The sequence below is a fragment of the Amycolatopsis sp. TRM77291 genome, assembly GCF_054166285.1.
The window spans coordinates 4,062,983-4,083,473 of the sequence record NZ_JBSZHF010000001.1; the positions used below are offsets into that span (position 1 = coordinate 4,062,983).

Consider the following 20,491-nt stretch of genomic DNA (forward strand, 5'->3'; position numbering starts at 1 on the left):
TGCCGCGACGTGACCCGTCACGGCAGGGGCCCTTTCACGTCGGAGTGTCGGTGGGATGTGGGACGCTCGCGGGCATGCGGATCGCGACCTGGAACGTGAACTCGATCGGGCCCCGGCTGCCGAGGGTGCTGGAGTGGCTCGGCTCGGTGCAGCCGGACGTGCTGTGCCTGCAGGAACTCAAGAGCGGCACCGACGCCTTCCCCTTCGACGCGGTGAAGGAACTCGGCTACGAGACGGCCGCGTACGGGATCGGGCGCTGGAACGGCGTCGCGATCTTGTCCCGCGTCGGGCTGGAAGACGTGACACGCGGGCTGACCGGCGAGCCCACCTTCGAGGACAAGACCGACGCGCGGGCCATCGGCGCCACCTGCGGCGGGCTGCGGCTGTGGTCGGTGTACGTGCCGAACGGGCGAGACCTGGAGAACCCGCACTACGGCTACAAACTCGCCTGGCTTTCGGCGCTGGAGGCGACCGTGCGGGAGGAGCAGGCGCGCGGGCTGCCGTTCGCGGTGCTGGGCGACTTCAACATCGCGCCGACCGACGCGGACGTATGGGACATCAGCGTGTTCGCCGAATCGACGCACGTGACCGAGCCGGAGCGAAAGGCGCTCGCCGCGCTGCGCGACCTCGGGCTCTCGGACGTGTTCCCGCGGCCGCTGAAGTACGACCACCCGTTCACGTACTGGGACTACCGGGCGGGGAACTTCCCGAACAACAAGGGAATGCGGATCGACCTCGTGTACGCCGACGCGACGGTGGCCGGCGCGGTGACGGATTCCTATGTGGACCGTGAGGCGCGGAAGGGCAAGGGTCCCTCGGACCACGCGCCGATCGTGGTGGATCTTTCGCTTTGAGCGGTGCCCAGGTCCGTGAAGGCCTCCTTCACTACCCTGAGAGTAGTGAAGGAGGCCTTCACGGCACTTGAGAGAGCGTGTCAGCCTTCCCAGGCCGCCTTGTGCAACTTCCGCAGCGCTCGCACCGCGGCCACCGCGCGTTCCCGGTCCACCGCCTGCACCGCCATGACCGAGTAGTACTCGTCGTCCGGCAGCTCCAGCCGCGCCCACGAGGCCCCGTCCGGGAAACTCACCGAGAGCACCTCGCTCCACGCGAACTTCTTGGTCATCAGCACGTTCCGGACCTCGATGCCGTCGGCGTCGGCCTTCACGCGCGCGGTCGCGAACAGCATCGTGCCCGCGGCGAGCAGGACCCCGATGCCGATCATCGCCGCCTGGTCGGACGGCTGGAAGATCACGCCGGTGTCCGAGCCGCGCAGCAGGACCGCGACGACCACGAACGTCGCCAGCATGATCACCGCCAGCACGGAGCACATCACCAGGGCACGGCGGGGCCGCACCACCACGACCTCGGACTCCGTCATCACATCCGCCTCGACACTCACACGAAACCCCGCTCGGTCCACGGCTGGCGCAGGTTCCGCAGCGCGTGCGCGGCGTCCAGCGCGGCGACCGTCGCTTCGTAGCCTTTGTCCTCGACGGAGCCGGGCAGCCCCGACCGGTCGAGGGCCTGCTGCTCGGTGTCGCAAGTGAGCACGCCGTTGCCGACCGGGGTGCTCTCGTCGAGCGCGACCCTGGTCAGACCCGCGGTGACCGCGTCGCAGACGTACTCGAAATGCGGCGTCCCGCCCCGGATGACCACGCCCAGCGCGACGACCGCGTCGTGCGTGCGGGCCAGCGCCTGCGCGGCGACGGGCAGTTCGACGGCGCCCGCGACGCGCACGACCGTCGGCTCTTCCTCCAGATCGGCCGCCTTGGCCGCCTCGAGGGCGCGTTCCAGCAGCGCGCTCGTGATCTTCGTGTGCCAGCGCGTGGCCACGATCCCGAGCCGGATGTTCTTACAGTCGGACAGGTCGAGTTCGACGTCCGGACGGCCTTCGCCGCTCACCGCGTGCCACCTCCGTTGCCCTGGTCGACCTCGGCGCCGACCTGGTCGAAATGCTCCAGCTGGGACAGGTCGTGCCCCATCCGGTCCCGTTTGGTCTTGAGGTAGCGCAGGTTCTCCGGGTTCGGCGAGATCGGCAGCGACACCCGCCCGCTGACCCGCAGGCCGTAGCCCTCCAGGCCGACGCGTTTGGCCGGGTTGTTCGTCAGCAGCCGCATCGAGCGGACACCGAGGTCGCACAGGATCTGCGCGCCGGTGCCGTAGTCCCGCGCGTCGGCGGGGACGCCGAGCTGCAGGTTCGCGTCGACGGTGTCCGCGCCCGCGTCCTGCAGCTGGTAGGCCTGCAGTTTGTGCAGCAGCCCGATGCCGCGGCCCTCGTGGCCGCGGATGTAGAGCACGACGCCGCGCCCTTCCTTGGCGACCGCCTCCAGGGCGGCCTCCAGCTGCGGGCCGCAGTCGCAGCGCAGCGAGCCGAACACGTCACCGGTCAGGCACTCGGAGTGCACGCGGACCAGGATGTCCTCGCCGTCGCCGATCTCGCCGTAGACGAACGCGATGTGCTCGATCCCGTCGAGCAGGCTGTCGTAGCCGACCGCCCGGAAGGTGCCCGCATTCAGCGGGATCCGCGCCTCGGCGACCCGCTCGACCTGCTTCTCGGTGCGCCGCCGGTACGCGATCAGGTCGGCGATGGTGATCATCTTGAGGTCGTGGTCCGCGGCGAAGACCTCGAGTTCGTCGCGGCGGGCCATGTCGCCCTCGTCCTTCTGCGAAACGATCTCGCAGAGCACGCCGGACGGCGAGAGCCCGGCGAGCCGGGCCAGGTCGACGGCGGCCTCTGTATGCCCCGGGCGCCGCAGGACGCCGCCCTGCTTGGCGCGCAGCGGGACCACGTGGCCGGGCCGCCGGAAGTCCGACGCCTTCGACGCCGGGTCCGCGAGCAGCCGGACGGTGTGCGACCGGTCGGCCGCGGAGATACCGGTGGTGATGCCCTCGGCGGCGTCGACCGTGACGCTGTACGCGGTGCCGCGCTGGTCCTGGTTCGTGTGGTACATCGGCGGCAGATCGAGCCGGTCCGCCTCGGGCTCGGTCAGCGCCACGCAGACGTATCCCGAGGTGTAGCGCACCATGAAGGCCATCAGTTCCGGCGTGGCCTTCTCCGCCGCGAAGATCAGGTCACCCTCGTTCTCGCGGTCCTCGTCGTCCACCACGACGACCGGACGGCCCGCCTTGATGTCGGCGATGGCCGCCTCGATGGCATCGGCGTTCACGGCCACCCCGCCTCCACAGGGGGTCAGATCCGCCGACCCCGGAATCGCACTCGTCTCGCTCACGCCCGCTCCTCCGTACCGCCATTGTCCCCCTGCGCGCGCAGGTGCGGCATGGCCAGCTTCTCGACGTATTTGGCGACCACGTCGACCTCGAGGTTCACCAGGTCACCCGGGGTGTTCCGGCCGAGGGTGGTCAGTTCGAGGGTGGTCGGGATCAGGGCGACGGAGAACTCCTCGTCGGTCACCGAAGCGACCGTGAGAGAGACGCCGTCGACCGCGATCGACCCCTTCTCGACGACGTACCGGGACAGCTTCTTCGGCAACGCGAACGTGGTGAGCCCCACCTCGTCGCGTTTGAGGAAGACGCCGGTGCCGTCGACGTGGCCCTGCATGATGTGCCCGCCGAGCCTGCCGCCCGCCGGTGTCGCGCGTTCGAGGTTCACGACGTCGCCGACGTGCACCTTCGCGAGGCTTGAGCGCTGCAGGGTCTCGTGCACGACATCGACGGTAAACTCACCGCCCGCCACCGCGACCACGGTGAGGCACACGCCACTCACCGCGATGGAATCGCCGTGCCCGGCGTCGCTGGTCACCAGCGGCCCCCGCACGGTCAGTCTCGCGGCGTTCGGGATCTGCTCGACCGCGGTGACCTCGCCGAGTTCCTCGACAATGCCGGTGAACACTCCTGCTGCCCTCCTCCTGGGTCGCACCGTCGCTGGAAACGGTGCTTCCCTCATCCAACACCCACCGGGACCGATTCCTTCTCCTGACCCGACGGCGGATCACGAGGCGGGATCAGCCGCGGACGCGGGCCGCCTGCTCGCGCAGCGCCGCGACGGCCTTACCAGGGTCTTCGGCGCCGTAGACGGCGGAACCGGCGACGAAGCAGTCCACACCGGCCTCGGCGGCCTGCTCGATGGTGTCGGCGTTGATCCCGCCGTCGATCTCCACGACGAGCTTGAGGTGGCCGGTGTCGACCAGGCGCCGCGCGGTGCGGACCTTGTCGAGGACGCCTTCGATGAACGACTGCCCGCCGAAACCGGGCTCGACCGACATCACCAGCAGCGTGTCGTAGTGCTTGAGGGTCTCGAGGTGGTCCTCGATCGGCGTGTTCGGCTTGATCGACAGGCCGGCCTTCGCCCCGGCGGCGCGCAGGTTCTTCGCCAGCGCGATCGGGTCGTGCGCGGCCTCGACGTGCACGGTGACGTTGTAGGCGCCCGCCTCGGCGTACCCGATGGCCCACTTGTCGGGGTTCTCGATCATCAGGTGGCAGTCGATCGGCACGTCGGTGGCCTTGAGCAGCGACTTCACCACGGGGAGCCCGAGGGTCAGGTTCGGCACGAAATGCGCGTCCATGACGTCGACGTGGACCCAGTCCGCGCGAGTGTCCCCCTCGCCCGCGACGGCGCGGATCTCGTCGCCGAGCCGGGCGAAGTCCGCGGAGAGGATGCTGGGTGCGATCAAAGGTCGGTGAGCCACGCGCCCGAGTGTAGGAGGGCGCCGCTAACGCCCGCTAACCGGCTGTGACCGGCGACCCGGTCTGGAGTATGACGCGAAATGGCACCGCAGTGGGAGGTGCGCGCACGCGCCGCCGAATAGCGTTCCGGTCATGGTCAACCCACTCAAGCCCTTGGTCCGGATCGGCAGTTACCGCAGTCTGCCGTTCGGCTTCCTCGGTATGGCGATCACCGCGATCCCGTTCCCGATCGCGCTCATCCCCGCCGTCCTCATCCCGGGCGACGTGCGGTTGAAGCTCGTCTACGGCGTGCTCGCCATGGGCGTGCTGGTCGCGCTGGCCGGTCTGCCCGGCCCGATGCGGCGGGTCGGCATCTGGTTCGCCAACCAGATGCTGGGCACGCGGATCGCGCAGCCCCCGCCGAACACGAAGGTCGCCTGGGCGGAGCGACGACGCTCGGCCGCCTGGCTGCTCGTGCACACCGGGCTCGGCTGGGTGCTGTTCGGCCTCGGCTGCTTCCTGTTCCTGGGGTTCGTCCTGACCCTGGTGTGGGCGGGCGGTGGCGGCAGCCCCATCGCGATCTTCGGTGAACAGGTGACGATCGAACCCGGCATCGCCGGGGCGTGGACACTGCCCATCGGGTTGTTCACGCTCGTGGTGATCGCGTACGTCCTCGCCGGTTTCACCAAGCTGTTCCAGTACAGCGCGGTCGCCCTGCTGGGCCCGTCGGCCGCCGAACGCGTCGCCGCGGCCGAAATCCGGGCGAACCACTTCGAGCAGCGCAACCGGCTGGCCCGCGAACTGCACGACTCCATCGGCCACACCTTGACGACGTCGACCATCCAGGCCGCCGCGGCCGCCGAACTGGTCGACTCCGAACCGCAACTGGTGCGCCGGGCGCTGGGCACCATCGAGGAGTCGTCGAGGGCGGCGCTCGAAGACCTCGACCACGTACTGGGCCTGCTGCGGGAAGACCGGTCCTCCCGGGAACCCGAACGAAGGCTGATCGAGGTGGGCACGCTGGCCGAACGGGCCCGCGCGGGCGGCGCGGTGATCGACTACGAGCTGACCGGGCCCGCGGCGGAACTTCCCGCGACCCTGTCCAGGGAGGCGTACCGGATCGTCCAAGAAGGACTGACGAACGCGTTGCGGCACGCCCATCCCGGCCCGGTGACCGTGCGGGTCGCGGTGCTCGCCGACGCGTTGCGGATCGAGATCGTGAACCCGCTCGTGGCGCACGCGACCGCTTCCGGCCGCGGCGGCAACGGGCTGCCGGGGCTCACCGAACGCGTCGAAGCGCTGCGCGGCGAGCTCGTCGCGGGTCCCGCCGTCGACGGGGAACCGCTGTGGCGGCTGGTGACCACGATCCCGCTACGGTCGCGCTCATGACCCTGCGTGTCCTGATCGTCGACGACGAACCCTTGCTTCGTGCGGGATTGCGTTCACTGCTGGACAACCAGCCCGATCTGACCGTGGTCGGGGAGGCCGGTGACGGCGGCGAAGTGGTCGATCTGGTGCGGCGGACGCGTCCCGACGTGGTCCTGATGGACGTGCGCATGCCCGGGGTGGACGGGATCGAGGCGACCCGGCGGGTGCTGGCCGGAATCGCCGACCCGCCGAAGGTCCTCGTGATCACGACGTTCGACAACGACGACTACGTCTACGACGCGCTGCTGGCCGGGGCGAGCGGATTCCTGCTGAAGCGGGCGCGCAAGGAGGAGTTCGCGCACGCCATCCGGACCATCGCCGCCGGGGAGACGCTGCTGTTCCCCGACGCCATCCGGCGAATGGTCACCGCGCGCCCGGCGCCGTCCGGCCTCGCTCCGTGGCCTTCCTCGCTGACGAAACGGGAGACCGAGGTACTGCGGCTCATCGCCACCGGGATGTCCAATGTGGACATAGCGGCCGAGCTGGTGATCAGCCTGGAAACCGTCAAGACCCATGTGGGCAACATCTTCGGGAAGCTGGGGGCGGCCAACCGCAGCCAGGCGGTGGTGTTCGCCTACGAGACCGGCGTGGTCGCACCCGGGCACAGTCTGCGCTGAACCTCTCTCGGTGCGCGGCCCCACGCCCGGCCATGTCGCGAAAGCCACTTTCGCGACGTCAGATGTCCCGAAAGTGGCTTTCGCGACACGCGCCGACCGACGGTGGGCGGTCCGATGGGGCCAACTGGGGCAAACCCCAGTACGACGCGGGGGTTTACCCCATGGCTACCGCGCCCGAGCCTCCCTAGCTTGGTATCCATGCGAAAATCCTTGCCAGGCAAGAAGATCATCGCCACCGGTTCCCTGGTCGCGCTGCTCGCCGCGACGACGGCCGCCCCGGCGCTCGCCGTGGGCGGCGGAGCCCGTCACGACGTCGACGAAGCGCTGAAAACACTGGTGCAGGACGGTGTCCCCGGCGCGCAGGCGACGGTGACGAACCCGTCCGGGCGGACGTGGTCGGAGCGCGAAGGCGTCGGCGACGTCGAGACCGGGGCACCGTTCCCGCACGGTTCGAAGTTCCGGGCGGCCAGCGTCACCAAGACCTTCGTCGCCGTCGTGATCCTGCAGCTGGTCGCCGAGGGGAAGGTGCGGCTGGACACGCCGATCGAGCGGTACCTGCCGGGGCTCGTCGGCGGGAACGGCAACGACGGCACGAAGATCACCGTGCGCCAGCTGCTTCAGCACACCAGCGGGCTCTACGACTACGTCCGGGACCTCGACCTCGAAGAGTGGCGCCATCGCGGCGCGGAGCCCGGGGAACTGGTGGCGATCGGCCTGGCACATCCGCCGGCGTTCGCCCCCGGGGCGGGCTGGGCGTACTCCAACACCAACTACATCATCGCCGGGATGCTCATCGAGAAACTCACCGGCCGCTCCGTCGCCGACGAGATCCGGAGCAGGATCAGCGAACCGCTGGGCCTGCGCGGAACCTCCCTGCCGCAGCGCGGGAACGAAGAGCTGCCCCGTCCGCACGCCAGGGGTTACGCGCCCGGGCCCGTCGATTACACCGAATTCGATCCGTCGGCCGCCGGCGCCTCCGGCGGGCTCGTTTCGACCGGTGAAGACCTGACCCGCTTCTACGGCGCGCTCGTCGACGGCCACCTCTTGCCGCGCGCGCAACTGGCGGAGATGCAGCGGACCGTTCCGAGGCCCGGCGGCGTTCCGGGCTCGGAGTACGGCCTCGGCATCGGCTCCGTCCCGCTGTCGTGCGGTGGCAGGTTCTGGGGGCACGGAGGGAACATCGTCGGCTACGCGAACCTGTCGGGCGCCGTCCCGCACGGCAGGCGGGTGAACGTCGTGGTGAACCAGAACCCGTTGCCGGACAAGGCGTCGAAAGACCTCGCCAAGGCGCTGGACACCGGATTCTGCGCCCGCTAGACCGGCGGCAGCAGGTCCAGCACGGAGGTCCACGAGGCCTCCGGGCTGAGCCTCGCGGTGATGACCCCGGCGGAGGCGAGCGTGTCGAGATGGCGCTGCCACGCCGGATGGTGGATCCGCGTGTCCTGGATCTGGTAGCCCAGCACGATCGTGATGCCCGGGGCGCCGAGTACGTCGCCGAGCAGGGTCAGCGCCTGGTTGTCGGCGATACCCAGCGCCAGCTTCGCCACGGAGTTGGCGGACGCGGGCGCGAACAGGAACACCTCGGGGTCCGGATGCGGGCGGGGCTCGCCCGGCAGCCGGGAGGTATCGCGGACCGGCAGCCGCGTGCATTTCTCCAGGTCGGCGAGCCCGCCGGTCTCCTGGAGCCAGCGGGCCGCGGTGGGGGTCAGCGTGATCGCGAGCTCCCAGCCAAGGTCCGCGGCGGGTTTCGCGAGCTGCGCGGCGAACCGGGTGTCCAGTCCGCCGCACGAGCTCGCGACCAGGCCGAGGACCCTGCTCACCCGGCGGAGTCCGGCTTCCGCAGGATGGCGCAGAACATCGCGTCCGTGCCGTGGCGGTGCGGCCACAACTGGACGTACGGGCCATCGCCGAGCTGCGGGACACCCGGGAAGAACTCCCGCGCGTCGACGATCTGGGCGCCGGCGCGGCGCGCGGTCTCCCCCACGACGCCTTCGGTCTCGGCCAGATGCGGCGAGCAGACGACGTAGGTGACGATGCCGCCGGGCCGGACCAGGTCCAGCGCCGCGGTGATCAGCTGGCCCTGCAGTTTCGTCAGATCCGAGATGTCGCTGGGCTGACGGCGCCAGCGCGCCTCGGGGCGGCGCCGGAGCGAGCCGAGACCGCTGCACGGCGCGTCGACCAGGACGCGGTCGTAACCCGGTTCGAGGCCGGTCTCGCGGCCGTCGGCGACGTGCACGGTCACCGGCAGGTCCTGGACGGCCTTCTCGATCAGCTTCGCCCGGTGCGGCGCCTTCTCGACGGCGTCGACGGTCGCGCCGGCGGCCACCGCCAGCGCGCCGAGCAGCGCCGCCTTGCCACCCGGGCCGGCGCACAGGTCCAGCCACCGCACGTCGGATCCGGAGCCGGAGAGCGGCACCCTGGTGACGGCGACGGCGCACAGCTGGCTGCCCTCGTCCTGCACCGCGGCCAGCTTTTCCTTGATCGGCTCGATGTCGCCGGGGTCGCCGGAGCCCGCGGGCATCCGGACACCGTAGGGCGAGTACGGCGCGACGTCGCCGCCGGTGATGGCGGCCAGCTCCTCGGCGCTGATCTCGCCGGGCCGGGCGACCAGGTGGACGTCGGGGCGGTCGTCGTCGGCCTCCAGGGCCGCCTTCAGCTCCGCTCCCTTGTCCCCCAAGGCTTCCGCGAACGACCGCGCGACCCAGCGCGGATGCGCCGTCCGCAGGGCGTAGGCCCCGATCGGGTCGACGGCCTCGTCGGGGGCCAGCTCGTTCAGCCAGGTCTCTTCGTCCTTTTCGGACACAGAGCGCAGGACTGCGTTCACGAAACCCGCGATCCACGAACCGACTTCGGCGCGGACGAGGTCCACAGTGGACCCGACGGCGGCGTGCTGGGGGATGCGGGTGCGCAGCAGCTGGTACGCGCCGAGCCGCAGCCCGTCCAGCACAATGGCGTCCACCTTGGCCAGCGGCCGGTCGAGGCAGGCCTCGATGACGGCGTCCAGCATGCCGACCGCGCGGCAGGTGCCGTAGGTCAGTTCGGTGGCCAGCGCCGCGTCGCGGCCGGAGATCCGGCGGGTGCGCAGCAGCTGCGGCAGCACCAGGTTCGCGTACGCGTCGTCCTCCCGGACCGCGCGCAGGACGTCGAAGGCGACCTGACGAGCCGGGTCGATCTGCGGCGGGCGGCTCGGCCCCTCTTTACGCTGGCCAGGACGGCCGCGATCCGGCCTCGACGGCCGGCGTTCCCTACGCTCGTTCACTGCAGGCGCTCTCCTTGTTCGATCCTCGTACCGCGCGCCCAGTCGGTGGCCGCCATCCGCTTCTTCCCCTGCGCCTGCACCTCGCCCAGCCGCACCGGCTTCGACGCCGTGCCGACCAGGACCCGCTTGCGCTCCACGACCAGTTCGCCGGGCGGGGGCCCCGGCTCGTCGACGACCGTCACCGGGCCGAGCTTCAGCCGCTCGCCCCGGAACTCCGCCCACGCGCCCGGTTCCGGCGTGACCGCGCGGATCTGCCGGTCGACGGCGGCGGCCGGGTCGGCGAACGAGACCCGCGCGTCCTCGACGGTCACCTTGGGGGCGTAGGTCATCCCGTCGCCGGTCTGCTCGACCGCGCGCAGCGTTCCGTCGGCGATTCCGTCCATCGTGGACACGAGCAGCTTCGCCCCGGACTCCGCCAGCCTGCCGAGCAGTTCCCCGGCGGTGTCGGTGGCGGTGATCTGCTCGGTGACCACACCGAAGACCGGTCCCGCGTCGAGTTCCTTGACGATGCGGAAGGTCGAGGCGCCGGTGATCTCGTCCCCGGCGCGGATCGCGGCCTGGACCGGCGCGGCGCCACGCCACGCGGGCAGCAGCGAGAAGTGCAGGTTGACCCAGCCGTGCGCCGGGATGTCCAGCGCGGCCTGTGGCAGCAACGCCCCGTACGCGACCACCGGGCAGGCGTCGGGCGCGATCTCCGCGAGCCGGGCGAGGAACGCGGGGTCGCTCGCCTTCGGCGGGGTCAGCACCTCGATCCCGTGCTCGTCGGCCAGCGCGCCGATCGGCGATCGGACCACCCGGCGGCCGCGGCCGGCCTGGGCGTCCGGGCGGGTCACGACGGCGACGACCTCGTGCTGCTCGGACGCCAGGAGCGCGCGCAGAGACGGGACGGCGGGTTCGGGGGTGCCGGCGAAGACGAGGCGCATCAACGCACCTCCGCCGGGGGGACGGGTACCTCTGACTGGGCGAACATCGCTCTGCAGTCTATGTCGCGCGCTGACGGAAACATTCCGCAGGGCGCGGCACCACTGTCACCTCACGCGGGCGCGGAGGGCGCCCTGCAAAATGCTGCCGTGGCCTTCGGCCGAAAGAGGGCGCGCGACGGTGAAGCCTCCCGGGCGCGCTGACGCGCTCCCGGGAGACATCCTGCCGGTCACCCTGAGATCGGTCCTTATCGGCCCGGCCAGGGCAGCACGACGGCCGCCGAGCCACCACCCCGCCGGGTCGGTTCGGCCGCGGCGAGCCACCGGCCGTCACGCAGCCGCTCGACGCCGGTCGCCGCCCCGATCTCCGCGGGCGTCGTCGAGAAGCCCTGTCCCTTGGCCTTCAGCGCCTTGAGCACTTCGGTCTGGTCCAGGAACGCCTGCTCGACCTGCGCGGCCGCCGAGTTCCGCTGTGAGGCGCGCGGTTCGGCGATCGCGTCGACGAGCTTCAGGCCGCGGTCGATACGGCCGGTGAGGATCTGCAGCACCGTGGTGATGATCGACGCGCCACCGGGCGAGCCGACGGCGAGGAACGGCTTGCCGTGGTCGAGCACGATGGTCGGCGCCATCGACGAACGCGGCCGCTTGGCAGGGCCCGGCAAGTTCGGGTCGGGCACGCCCGGCGTCACCGGGGTGAAGGAGAAGTCGGTCAGTTCGTTGTTGAGCAGGAACCCGCGGCCCGGCACGACGATGCCGCTGCCGCCTTCCTGCTCGATGGTCAGCGTGTACGCGACCACGTTGCCCCACCGGTCGGCGACCGTGAGGTGCGTGGTGTTCTCGCCCTCGTACGGCGTCGGCGCCGGGTTCGTCCCCGCCACGCACGGCGTGGGCTCGCGCGGATCGGCGGGCGCGACCGGGCTCGTCCCGGCCTTCGCGGGGTCGATCAGGCACGCGCGGCTGTCGGCGAACTTCTGGCTGATCAGTTCCTTCGCCGGGACGTCGACGAAGGCCGGGTCGCCGATCCACCGGTTGCGGTCGGCGAAGGCGTACCGCGTCGACTCCAGGAAGTAGTGCAGGTAGTCGGCCTTCTCCAGCTTGGAGAGCTTCGTGTTCTCGAGGATGTTCAGCGCCTCGCCGACGGTCAGCCCACCGGACGACGGCGCGGGCATGCCGTAGACGTCGAGGCCGCGGTACTTCGTCTTGGTCGGCTTCCGCTCGACGACGCGGTACTTCGCGAGGTCGGCCGCTGTCATGTCACCGGGACGCACCTTCAGCGTCGACGCGGGGTCCACCGGCGGCTTCCGGACGGTGTCGACGACGTCCGCGCCGATCGGGCCGCGGTAGAGCACGTCGGTGCCCTTCGCCGCGAGCTGCGCGTACGTGCCCGCGAGGTCCGGGTTCTTGAACGTCGAGCCGACCGCGGGCGGCGCGCCGCCGGGCAGGTACAGCGACCTGGTCGAGGGGAACGCCGAGAAGCGGGCGGCGTTGTTCGCGATCTGGGTGTTGAAGGTCTGGTCGACGGTGAAGCCCTTGCGGGCGAGCTCTTCGGCGGGCTTGACCGCCTTCGCCAGCGACCTGGTCCCCCATTTGCGGAGGGCTTCGTCCCAGGTGGCGGGTGTGCCGGGCACGCCGACGCTCAATCCGCTGGTCACCGCTTCGGGGAACGGGATCGCCTTGCCGTTCTCGACGAAGAGGTTCTCGTTCGCCGTCGACGGCGCGGTCTCGCGGCCGTCGAGGGTGTGCACCTTGCCGGTGCGCGCGTCGTAGTAGACGAAGAAGCCGCCCCCGCCGAACCCGGCGGAGAACGGGTCGGTGACGCCGAGCGCGGCGGCCGTCGCGACGGCGGCGTCGACGGCGTTGCCGCCCTCACGCAGGATCTTCGTGCCGATCGCGGTCGCGTCCGCGTCGATACTCGACACCGCTCCCAGGTAGCCGACGGCGGTCGGTGACTTGGGTGTCGGTGGCGCCGCGGCCGCGGTTCCCGGCGCGGCCGTGCCGACCAGTGCGGCGATCGCGGTGACTGCGGTGATCCGTCCCAGAGTGCTTCCGTGCGCGGCCATGGCGCGAGTCTGCCCCGCCTGTCCACCCCGGACAAGACCCGGCCGGCCCTGCGAACGTCGGTGGTGCGGCCCGGCCCCGATGAGAAGAATGCGGTCCATGAAGACACCCGGCAGGCGGTGGAGCGCGCTCCTCCCGCTGCTTATCGCCCTCCCCGTCCTCGCGGTCCCCGGCGTCGCGCAAGCCGAAGACGCGCGTGCCTGCTTCGACGAGTCGGCCGCGATCACTGTCGAGGAGAAGCGGCTCAGCGCGACCATGCCTTCGGGTGGGCCGGCGGTCGGTCCGGAACTCGTCCGGCTCGCCGGATTCGACAAGCTCGTCTCCGATTTCACGGCCCGCCTGTGCGCGACGAAGACCGCTTTGCGCGCCGGGAAGCTCGCCGAGACCGCCGGTGACGGGCTCTGGCGGACCGCGGTCGACCGCGCGCAGGGCCGCCGTCCCGATCTCGGCAGCATCGACAAGGCGGACGACCGCCCGCTCTACTGGGCGCGCTTGCAGATGAGCAAGGCGCTACGGCAGTGGTCGCCGCGCTTCCCGCTGTCCGCACCCGCCCGCGCGGAGCTGCTGAAGACGTTCGACTTCGGCGCCCGCGGACTCGACGACGCCCGTTTCCCGTCCGGCCAGAAGCTGCGACGCGTGCTGGTGAGCGGCTTCGACCCGTTCACGCTCAACGGCGCGGGGGTCCGCATCGCGAACCCGTCCGGCGCGGCCGCGCTGCATCTGGACGGCAAGGTGATCGAGACCCCGACCGGGCCGGCGCGGGTGCAGGCCGTCTCGTTCCCGGTGGTGTGGAGCTACTTCGACGCCGGCATCGTCGAAGCTGCCTACGGCCGGGCGTTCCAGGACCGCTTCCGCCGCCCGGAGCTGATCATGACGATCAGTCAGGGCCGTCCCGGCCGGTTCGACATCGAACGCTGGGCCGGTGCCTGGCGCGGCGGTTCGCCGGACAACCTCGACGAACCCGTCCGCGGCCCGGTCCCGCCCGCCGGCGGCTGGCCGCAGCCGGACGTCCAGTTCATCGAAACCACGCTGCCGTACGAAAAGATGCTCGCCGCGCCCGCCGGGGCGTACCAGGTGCTGTACAACCAGGCGTTCTGCGTCTGGCCGGACAGCGGCAACCCCGGCACGGGAACGGCGGTCTGCCGGACGGACGCGCCGAAGCCCGGCGAGATCGCCGCTTCCGGCGGGGGCGGCAACTATCTGTCGAACGAGTCGATGTTCAGGAGCAACCGGCTCCGGACGGGGCTCGGACTGACGGGTATCGCGGGCGGGCATCTGCACACGCCCGTCCTCGGCACGCCCGCCGACCCTTCGGCGCTGACCGACGCCGACTTCGAGGCGCGGCGGGCGGCGATCTCCTCGCAGATCGTCACCCTGCTCACCGCCGCCTTGGGTGACTCCTCCGCGAAGCCCGCTTCGCCCGCTCCGGGTGCTTCGGCCCGGGCCGACGTCCTCGCCACCCCCGGCACGACCCTCTGACCCCAGGCATTTCGTCCTCTGAATGCGCTCCTTGCACGCGCAACTACCGCATCCAGAGGACGAAATGCGGGGGTCAGATGAGCTCCAGGGGGTCCAGCTGGATCCGGATGGGTTCCGGGGCCTTGCGCGCGTCCCGGCGCGCGGCCGCGGCGTGGACGGCGGCGGCGAGCGCCTTCCCGTCCGGACGCGCGACGCGCACCAGTGCCCGTTCGCGTTCGGCGTTGCCGTCCTCGTCGACCTCGCCGAGCGGCACCGGGCCCAGCACCTCACCGGTCTCCGGGAGGGCGAGGTCGTCGAGCAGCCCGGCGACCGCGTCCGGCGTGCCCTCGATACTCGCCATCCGCATCGCGGGCGGGAACCCGAGTTCGCGCCGCTCGGCCAGTTCCAGGCTCGCGTGCCAGCCTGGATCCCAGCGCACCAGAGCCTGGACGACCGACAAGCCCGCTTCCGCGCCGACGAACACCCGGCCGCCCTCGGTCCCCGGCCGCACCAGGGCCGCGGCCGCCATCCAGCGGCGCAGGGTCTCCTCCCCCGCGCGCAGGTCCTGCCGTCCGAGCAGCGCCCAGCCGTCGAGCAGCAACGCCGCGCCGTAGCCGCCCTCCGCGACCGGCTCGGCTCCGGGCGTGCACACCACCAGCGCCGGTTTTCCGGGCACCGACGCCAAAACCTCCGTCGCGCCCGACGTGCGCACCGGGAAGCCGGAGAACGCCCGGCCCAGTTCCTCCGCGGTCCGCTTGGAGCCGACGACGACCGCCCGCAGCCGGACGGAACCGCAAGCGGCGCAATGGAAGTTCGTCTCGGGGACGCCGCACCAGCGGCACGCGGGCGGCCTCGGTGAGCCGTCGATCAGCCCGCCGGGCAAGGACAACGGGCCGGCGCAACGACGGCAATGCGCCGACGTCCGGCAGTTGCCACAAGCGAGGCCCGGGACGTAACCGCGACGCGGAACCTGGACCAGCACAGGGAATCCACCCGCCAGCGACTGCCGCGCAGCCTCGAACGCGACCGACGGGAGCCGCGCGGCCTTCGCCGCTTCGTCCCGGGCGACATCGAAGTCCTCGCCGACCGGCGTGACCCGCGGCGCGGCCGCCCGCAGTTCGGGCCGGGCCGCCACCAGAGGCTGCGCCCAGCCCGATTCCACCAGGAACTGCGCCTCGGCCGTCCGCGCGAACCCGGCGACGAGCATGGAGCCCTTCGCGGCGTGCGCGCGGTCCATCAGCACGTCGCGGACATGGGGGTACGGCGCGTGCTGGTCGAGGTGGACGTCGTCGCCGTCGTCCCACACCACGAACAGGCCGGGATCGGCGACCGGCGCGAACATCGCCGCGCGTGTGCCGACGACGACGCGCACCGCGCCGCGCAGCACCGCGAGCCACCGGCGATAGCGCTCGGCGGGCCCCAGCCCGGCGATCAGCGCGACCACGGAATCGGCGCCCAGCAAGGAAACACACGCGTCGTGGAGCCGCGTCAGGTCGCGATGGTCGGGAACGACCATGACGACACCCCGGCCGGCGGCGGCCGCGACGGCGGCGGCTTCGGCGAGGCGGCGAGGCCAGTCCTCGCCCGGCAGCGCCTGCCAGACGGCGTTGGCGGGACGCCGTTCCGCGACGGCCTCCAGGAACGCCGGACCGCTCTGGTACTTCTCCCAGGCGGTGGTTTCGGGCGGCTCCGGTGCCGGCGCGGGTTCGGCGGGCGGTTCGGCCTCGACCTTCGCGTGCCGGGACGGGATCGCGAGCCGCAGGACGTCGCTGAGCGTGCCGCCGTACCGGTCCGCGACGGACCGGCAGAGCGTGTGGAGCGCCGGAGGCAGCACCGGCTCGCTGGAGGTCACCCGGTCGATGTACGCGAGCTTCCCGGTGAACTCCGTGGTGTCGGCGCGTTCGACGAGGTACCCGTCGACGAGCTGGCCCGCGAACCGGACGCGGACCCGGCAGCCGGGTACGGCGGCTTCGTGCAGCTTCTCGGGGATCCGGTAGTCGAAGGTGCGGTCGAGGTGCGTGAGCGGGATGTCCACGACGATCCGCGCGACCGGGTTCTCGGGCGCGGGGTTCTGCGCGCCGCGACGGCTGGCCGTTTTCGCACGCGCCGGCTTGGCCTTCCGCGCCGGCTCGGCCTTCGGCTCCGGAAGGTCCCACAGCGGGGTCGGTTCGGGACTGCTGCTCACCCGGTGATCTCTACCAGACTCCGTCGCGCGTCTGGCCGCGTAGTGCCGTGAAGGCCTCCTTCCCCACCCTCAGGGTAGGCAAGGAGGCCTTCACGGACGGAGCGACGGATCAGGCGCCCGCGGCCGACTTCAGGTCCGCGGCCCGCGCCGTGCTCTCCCACGGGAGCTCCAGCTCGGGACGGCCGAAGTGGCCGTACGCGGCCGTCGGCGCGTAGATCGGGCGAAGCAGGTCGAGGTCGCGGATGATCGCGGCCGGACGCAGGTCGAAGACCTCCTGGATGGCGGCCTGGATCTTCGACGGGTCGACCGTCTCGGTGCCGAAGGTCTCGACGAAGAGGCCCACCGGGGCCGCCTTGCCGATCGCGTACGCGACCTGGACCTCGGCGCGCGAGGCGAGCCCGGCGGCGATGACGTTCTTCGCCACCCACCGCATCGCGTACGCGGCCGAACGGTCCACCTTGGACGGGTCCTTGCCGGAGAACGCGCCGCCACCGTGGCGGGCCATGCCGCCGTAGGTGTCGACGATGATCTTGCGGCCGGTCAGGCCGGCGTCGCCCATCGGGCCGCCGATGACGAAGCGGCCGGTCGGGTTGACCAGCAGCCGCACGTTGGAGGTGTCGAGACCGAGGTCGGCGATCTCCGGGGCGACCACGTGCTCGCGGACGTCGACGCCGAGCATCTGCTCGAGGTCGATACCGTCGGCGTGCTGGGTGGACACGACCACCGTGTCGAGCCGCACCGGCTGGTCGCCGGCGTACTCGATGGTGACCTGGGTCTTGCCGTCCGGGCGCAGGTACGGCAGCACGCCGTCCTTGCGGACCCTGGTCAGCCGCTGCGAGAGCCGGTGCGCCAGCGCGATCGGCAGCGGCATCAGCTCGGGGGTGTCCGAGCAGGCGTAGCCGAACATCAGGCCCTGGTCGCCCGCGCCCTGACGGTTGATCTCGTCCTCGTCGGACTCGACGCGGGACTCGTACGCCGTGTCGACACCCTGCGCGATGTCCGGCGACTGGGAGCCGATCGCGACGTTGACGCCGCAGGAGTTGCCGTCGAAACCCTTGGCCGAAGAGTCGTAGCCGATCTTCAGGATCACGTCGCGGACGATGGTCGGGATGTCCGCGTAGGCCTCGGTGGTCACCTCGCCGGCGACGTGCACCTGCCCGGTGGTGATGAGGGTTTCGACCGCGACCCGGCTGCGCGGGTCCTTCGCCAGCAGACCGTCCAGGATCGAGTCGCTGATGGCATCACAAATTTTGTCGGGATGACCTTCGGTCACCGATTCCGACGTGAACAGTCTGCTCGTGGACGCGCTCACGGTGGCCGTCACTCCCTCACCTAGACGTCTGATGCCCAGTAAGTTAGGCACCCCTCAGCTTGCAATCAAGCCTACTGACTATCGCTTGGGGGACTCTCGACGCTTCATCAAGGTCACAACAGCATCCCACAATGTGGACGCGAGTTCCGCCTTGGCGCCGAGCGGGATCGGGATTTCGGTGCCGTCGGCCCCGAGCAGCCAGCCCGAGTTGTCCTCGGTCCCGAAGGCCTTCCCCTCGCCGACTGCGTTCACCACCAGCAGGTCCGCGCCCTTGCGCTTCAGTTTGACCCTGGCGTGATCGAGGACGCCACCCTTGTCGTCCCCGGTTTCGGCGGCGAATCCGACGACCACCTGGCCGTTCGTCCGGTTTCGCACCAGTTCGGCCAGGATGTCCGCGTTGCGCGCGAGCTCGACCACGGGATCCGGCGCGTCGTCGGACTTCTTGATCTTGTGGTCGGCCCGGTTCGACGGCCGGAAATCGGCGACGGCGGCGGCCATCACCACGACGTCGGCGGTGGCGGCCTCGGCGTGCATCGCCTGGCGCAGTTCCTCGGCGGTCGACACGTGGACGACCTTCGCGCCCGCGGGCTCCGGCAGCGCGATGGTGTGCGCGGCGACCAGCGTGACCTCGGCGCCGCGCTGGGCGGCGACGCGGGCCAGCGCGTAGCCCTGTTTGCCCGACGAACGGTTGCCCAGATACCGGACGGGGTCCAGCGGTTCACGGGTGCCGCCCGCCGAGATGGCCACGCGCACGCCTTCGAGATCGCGCGGGAGTGCGTTCGGCACGGCGAGCAGGAGCCGGGCGAGGTCGACGATCTCGGCGGGGTCGGCGAGCCGCCCCTTGCCGGTGTCCTTGCCGGTCAGCCTGCCGGCGGCGGGTTCGGCGACGACCAGACCGCGCGAGCGCAGCAGCGCCACGTTGTCGCGGGTGGCCGGGTGCTCCCACATCTCGGTGTGCATCGCCGGGAAGAAGGCGACCGGGCACCGGGCGGTGAGCAGGGTGTTGGTCAGCAGGTCGTCCGCGATGCCGTGGGCGGCCTTGGCGAGCAGGTTCGCCGTGGCGGGCACGACGATCACCAGATCGGCTTCCTTGCCGACGCGGACGTGCTGGACCTCGGGCACCTCGGTGAACACGCCGGTGTGCACCGGGTTCCCGGACAGTGCCTCGAAGGTGGCCGCGCCGACGAAGTTCAGCGCGGCTTCGGTGGGGACCACGCGGACGTCGTGACCGGTTTCGGTCAGCCCGCGCAGGACCTCACAGGCCTTGTAGGCGGCGATCCCGCCACCCACGCCCAGTACGACGCGGGGCTTATTCACCCTCGGTGTGCTCGAGCAGGCCGCCGTGGATCTCGCGCAGGGCGATGGACAGCGGCTTCTCACGCGGGCCCGGCTCGACCAGCGGGCCGACGTACTCCAGCAGGCCCTCGCCCAGCTGGGCGTAGTAGTCGTTGATCTGACGAGCGCGCTTGGCCGAGTAGATCACCAGCGCGTACTTCGAGCTGACCTTCTCGAGGAGGTCGTCGATGGGCGGGTTGGTGATGCCTTCGAGCTCTTCGTGCAGCGTGGCCTGAGTCGTCACTCGTGGTGCTCCGAATCTTCGGGTTACTTGTCGCCGGTTATCAAGTTTAGCAACTGCTCAGCGGCCTCTCGCACGTCGGCGTTGACGACGCGCTCGTCGAACTCCCCGGCGGCGGCGAGTTCGCGTTCGGCCTCGGCCAGCCTGGCCTTCACCGCGGCTTCGTTCTCGGTACCGCGGCCGGTCAGCCTGCCGACCAGTTCTTCCCACGACGGCGGCATCAGCATCACCAGCCGGGCCTCCGGCATCGCCCTGCGGACCTGCCGCGCGCCCTGGAGTTCGATCTCCAGTATCGCGTTGCGGCCTTCGGCGAGCACCCGCTCGACGGGCCCGCGCGGGGTGCCGTAGCAGTTGCCCGCGAACTCGGCGTGTTCGAGCAGTTCGCCGCCGGCGACCATACGGTCGAACTCGGCCCGGTCGATGAAGTGGTAGTGCTCGCCGTCCACCTCACCCGGCCTCGGCTTCCTGGTGGTCACCGAGACGCTGAAATAGATCTCCGGATCCAGCTTGCGCAGCTCCTTGGCCACGCTCGACTTCCCGACCCCCGAAGGCCCTGAGACGACCGTGAGCCGGTGCCGGGATTCGACTCCCGCCACCGGCTCACCGCCGCGGTCAGCGCCCGGGTTCACCGGGTGGTCCTGACCGATGCCGCTCACTCGCCGCTGAATTCGGCCAGCAGCGCCTTGCGCTGCCGGTCGCCGAGGCCGCGAAGACGACGGCTGGGTGCGATCTCCAGTCGTTCCATGGTCTGCTGGGCACGGACCTTGCCGACGCCCGGAAGAGCCTCGAGCAGAGCCGAGACCTTCATCTTGCCGAGGACTTCGTTCTCCTCGGCCTGCTTCAACACGTCGACCAGAGTGGTACCGCCCCGCTTCAGCCGCTCCTTCAGCTCAGCACGGATGCGGCGGGCGGCGGCGGCCTTCTCCAGCGCCGCAGCGCGCTGTTCCTCTGTCAGCTGGGGAAGTGCCACGTTTTCCTCCGGTAGTTCTCAAATCTGGGTGGGTGTGGCGACGGTACCCACCCGTTACCTCGGCCCACAATGCGGGGGTGGCTGG

20 protein-coding genes are annotated in these 20,491 nt (G+C 71.0%); 5 read left to right on the forward strand and 15 right to left on the reverse strand.

What is annotated here, in order from left to right:
• The first annotated feature begins 74 nt into the window (after positions 1-74).
• Complete coding sequence (locus tag ACXIZN_RS18570) at positions 75-854, forward strand: exodeoxyribonuclease III (protein WP_457955892.1); 780 nt, start codon at positions 75-77, stop codon at positions 852-854.
• Between the two features lie 80 nt (positions 855-934).
• On the opposite strand, the gene ACXIZN_RS18575 is transcribed toward ACXIZN_RS18570, so the two are convergent.
• From ACXIZN_RS18575 to rpe, 5 genes are all read right to left on the reverse strand, one after another.
• The gene (locus tag ACXIZN_RS18575) at positions 935-1,378 is read right to left on the reverse strand and encodes a PH domain-containing protein (RefSeq protein ID WP_126731744.1); all 444 of its coding nucleotides are present in this window, start codon (positions 1,376-1,378) and stop codon (positions 935-937) included.
• 17 nt (positions 1,379-1,395) lie between these two features.
• A complete protein-coding gene (gene ribH, locus ACXIZN_RS18580) occupies positions 1,396-1,902 on the reverse strand; it encodes a 6,7-dimethyl-8-ribityllumazine synthase (RefSeq protein ID WP_034311710.1) in 507 nt (168 codons plus the stop codon).
• Positions 1,899-3,173, reverse strand: coding sequence for a bifunctional 3,4-dihydroxy-2-butanone-4-phosphate synthase/GTP cyclohydrolase II (locus ACXIZN_RS18585; RefSeq protein ID WP_457960553.1), 1,275 nt, complete (start codon positions 3,171-3,173; stop codon positions 1,899-1,901). The genes ribH and ACXIZN_RS18585 overlap by 4 nt, the downstream gene beginning before the upstream one ends.
• Before the next feature lie 53 nt (positions 3,174-3,226).
• Positions 3,227-3,850 carry a riboflavin synthase gene (locus ACXIZN_RS18590; RefSeq protein ID WP_126731741.1) on the reverse strand — a complete coding sequence of 208 codons (624 nt, stop codon included), beginning with the start codon at positions 3,848-3,850 and terminating at the stop codon, positions 3,227-3,229.
• Positions 3,851-3,962: 112 nt separating this feature from the next.
• On the reverse strand, positions 3,963-4,631 hold the full coding sequence (rpe, locus tag ACXIZN_RS18595) for a ribulose-phosphate 3-epimerase (RefSeq protein ID WP_126731931.1): 669 nt from the start codon (positions 4,629-4,631) through the stop codon (positions 3,963-3,965).
• 145 nt (positions 4,632-4,776) lie between these two features.
• Between rpe and ACXIZN_RS18600 the strand changes: the two genes are divergently transcribed.
• The 3 genes from ACXIZN_RS18600 to ACXIZN_RS18610 all read left to right on the forward strand — a co-directional run bounded on the left by ACXIZN_RS18600 (position 4,777) and on the right by ACXIZN_RS18610 (position 7,985).
• Entirely contained in the window at positions 4,777-6,012 is a 1,236-nt protein-coding gene (locus ACXIZN_RS18600) for a sensor histidine kinase (protein ID WP_457955895.1), read from the forward strand.
• Positions 6,009-6,668, forward strand: a complete 660-nt coding sequence (locus ACXIZN_RS18605; protein WP_457955897.1) for a response regulator — start codon at positions 6,009-6,011, stop codon at positions 6,666-6,668. Before ACXIZN_RS18600 ends, ACXIZN_RS18605 begins: the two co-directional genes overlap by 4 nt.
• A gap of 198 nt (positions 6,669-6,866) precedes the next feature.
• Positions 6,867-7,985 carry a serine hydrolase domain-containing protein gene (locus ACXIZN_RS18610; RefSeq protein WP_457955898.1) on the forward strand — a complete coding sequence of 373 codons (1,119 nt, stop codon included), beginning with the start codon at positions 6,867-6,869 and terminating at the stop codon, positions 7,983-7,985.
• Here the strand turns inward: ACXIZN_RS18610 and ACXIZN_RS18615 are convergent.
• The 4 genes from ACXIZN_RS18615 to ggt form a co-directional block, all read right to left on the reverse strand.
• Positions 7,982-8,488, reverse strand: coding sequence for a flavoprotein (locus ACXIZN_RS18615; protein ID WP_457955899.1), 507 nt, complete (start codon positions 8,486-8,488; stop codon positions 7,982-7,984). The two genes, ACXIZN_RS18610 and ACXIZN_RS18615, sit on opposite strands and share 4 nt — an antisense overlap.
• Positions 8,485-9,927 carry an RsmB/NOP family class I SAM-dependent RNA methyltransferase gene (locus tag ACXIZN_RS18620; protein WP_457955900.1) on the reverse strand — a complete coding sequence of 481 codons (1,443 nt, stop codon included), beginning with the start codon at positions 9,925-9,927 and terminating at the stop codon, positions 8,485-8,487. The genes ACXIZN_RS18615 and ACXIZN_RS18620 overlap by 4 nt, the downstream gene beginning before the upstream one ends.
• Positions 9,924-10,850, reverse strand: coding sequence for a methionyl-tRNA formyltransferase (fmt, locus tag ACXIZN_RS18625; protein WP_457955901.1), 927 nt, complete (start codon positions 10,848-10,850; stop codon positions 9,924-9,926). The genes ACXIZN_RS18620 and fmt overlap by 4 nt, the downstream gene beginning before the upstream one ends.
• Before the next feature lie 245 nt (positions 10,851-11,095).
• Positions 11,096-12,907 (reverse strand): gamma-glutamyltransferase, encoded by a 1,812-nt coding sequence (gene ggt / locus ACXIZN_RS18630; RefSeq protein ID WP_457955902.1) that lies wholly within the window; start codon positions 12,905-12,907, stop codon positions 11,096-11,098.
• A gap of 97 nt (positions 12,908-13,004) precedes the next feature.
• On the opposite strand from ggt, the gene ACXIZN_RS18635 reads away from it, so the two are divergent.
• Positions 13,005-14,384, forward strand: coding sequence for a hypothetical protein (locus ACXIZN_RS18635; RefSeq protein ID WP_457955903.1), 1,380 nt, complete (start codon positions 13,005-13,007; stop codon positions 14,382-14,384).
• A 73-nt stretch (positions 14,385-14,457) separates the two neighbouring features.
• Here the strand turns inward: ACXIZN_RS18635 and ACXIZN_RS18640 are convergent, their stop codons facing one another.
• The 6 genes from ACXIZN_RS18640 to mihF form a co-directional block, all read right to left on the reverse strand.
• The gene (locus tag ACXIZN_RS18640; RefSeq protein ID WP_457955905.1) at positions 14,458-16,548 is read right to left on the reverse strand and encodes a primosomal protein N'; all 2,091 of its coding nucleotides are present in this window, start codon (positions 16,546-16,548) and stop codon (positions 14,458-14,460) included.
• A 109-nt stretch (positions 16,549-16,657) separates the two neighbouring features.
• A complete protein-coding gene (gene metK / locus ACXIZN_RS18645) occupies positions 16,658-17,860 on the reverse strand; it encodes a methionine adenosyltransferase (protein WP_185927028.1) in 1,203 nt (400 codons plus the stop codon).
• A gap of 78 nt (positions 17,861-17,938) precedes the next feature.
• Entirely contained in the window at positions 17,939-19,177 is a 1,239-nt protein-coding gene (gene coaBC, locus ACXIZN_RS18650; RefSeq protein WP_457955906.1) for a bifunctional phosphopantothenoylcysteine decarboxylase/phosphopantothenate--cysteine ligase CoaBC, read from the reverse strand.
• Positions 19,170-19,439 carry a DNA-directed RNA polymerase subunit omega gene (gene rpoZ / locus ACXIZN_RS18655; protein ID WP_005152353.1) on the reverse strand — a complete coding sequence of 90 codons (270 nt, stop codon included), beginning with the start codon at positions 19,437-19,439 and terminating at the stop codon, positions 19,170-19,172. The genes coaBC and rpoZ overlap by 8 nt, the downstream gene beginning before the upstream one ends.
• Positions 19,440-19,462: 23 nt before the next feature.
• A complete protein-coding gene (gmk, locus tag ACXIZN_RS18660) occupies positions 19,463-20,092 on the reverse strand; it encodes a guanylate kinase (protein WP_126731728.1) in 630 nt (209 codons plus the stop codon).
• Positions 20,089-20,406 (reverse strand): integration host factor, actinobacterial type, encoded by a 318-nt coding sequence (gene mihF / locus ACXIZN_RS18665; protein WP_003096398.1) that lies wholly within the window; start codon positions 20,404-20,406, stop codon positions 20,089-20,091. The genes gmk and mihF overlap by 4 nt, the downstream gene beginning before the upstream one ends.
• Between the last annotated feature and the right edge of the window lie 85 nt (positions 20,407-20,491).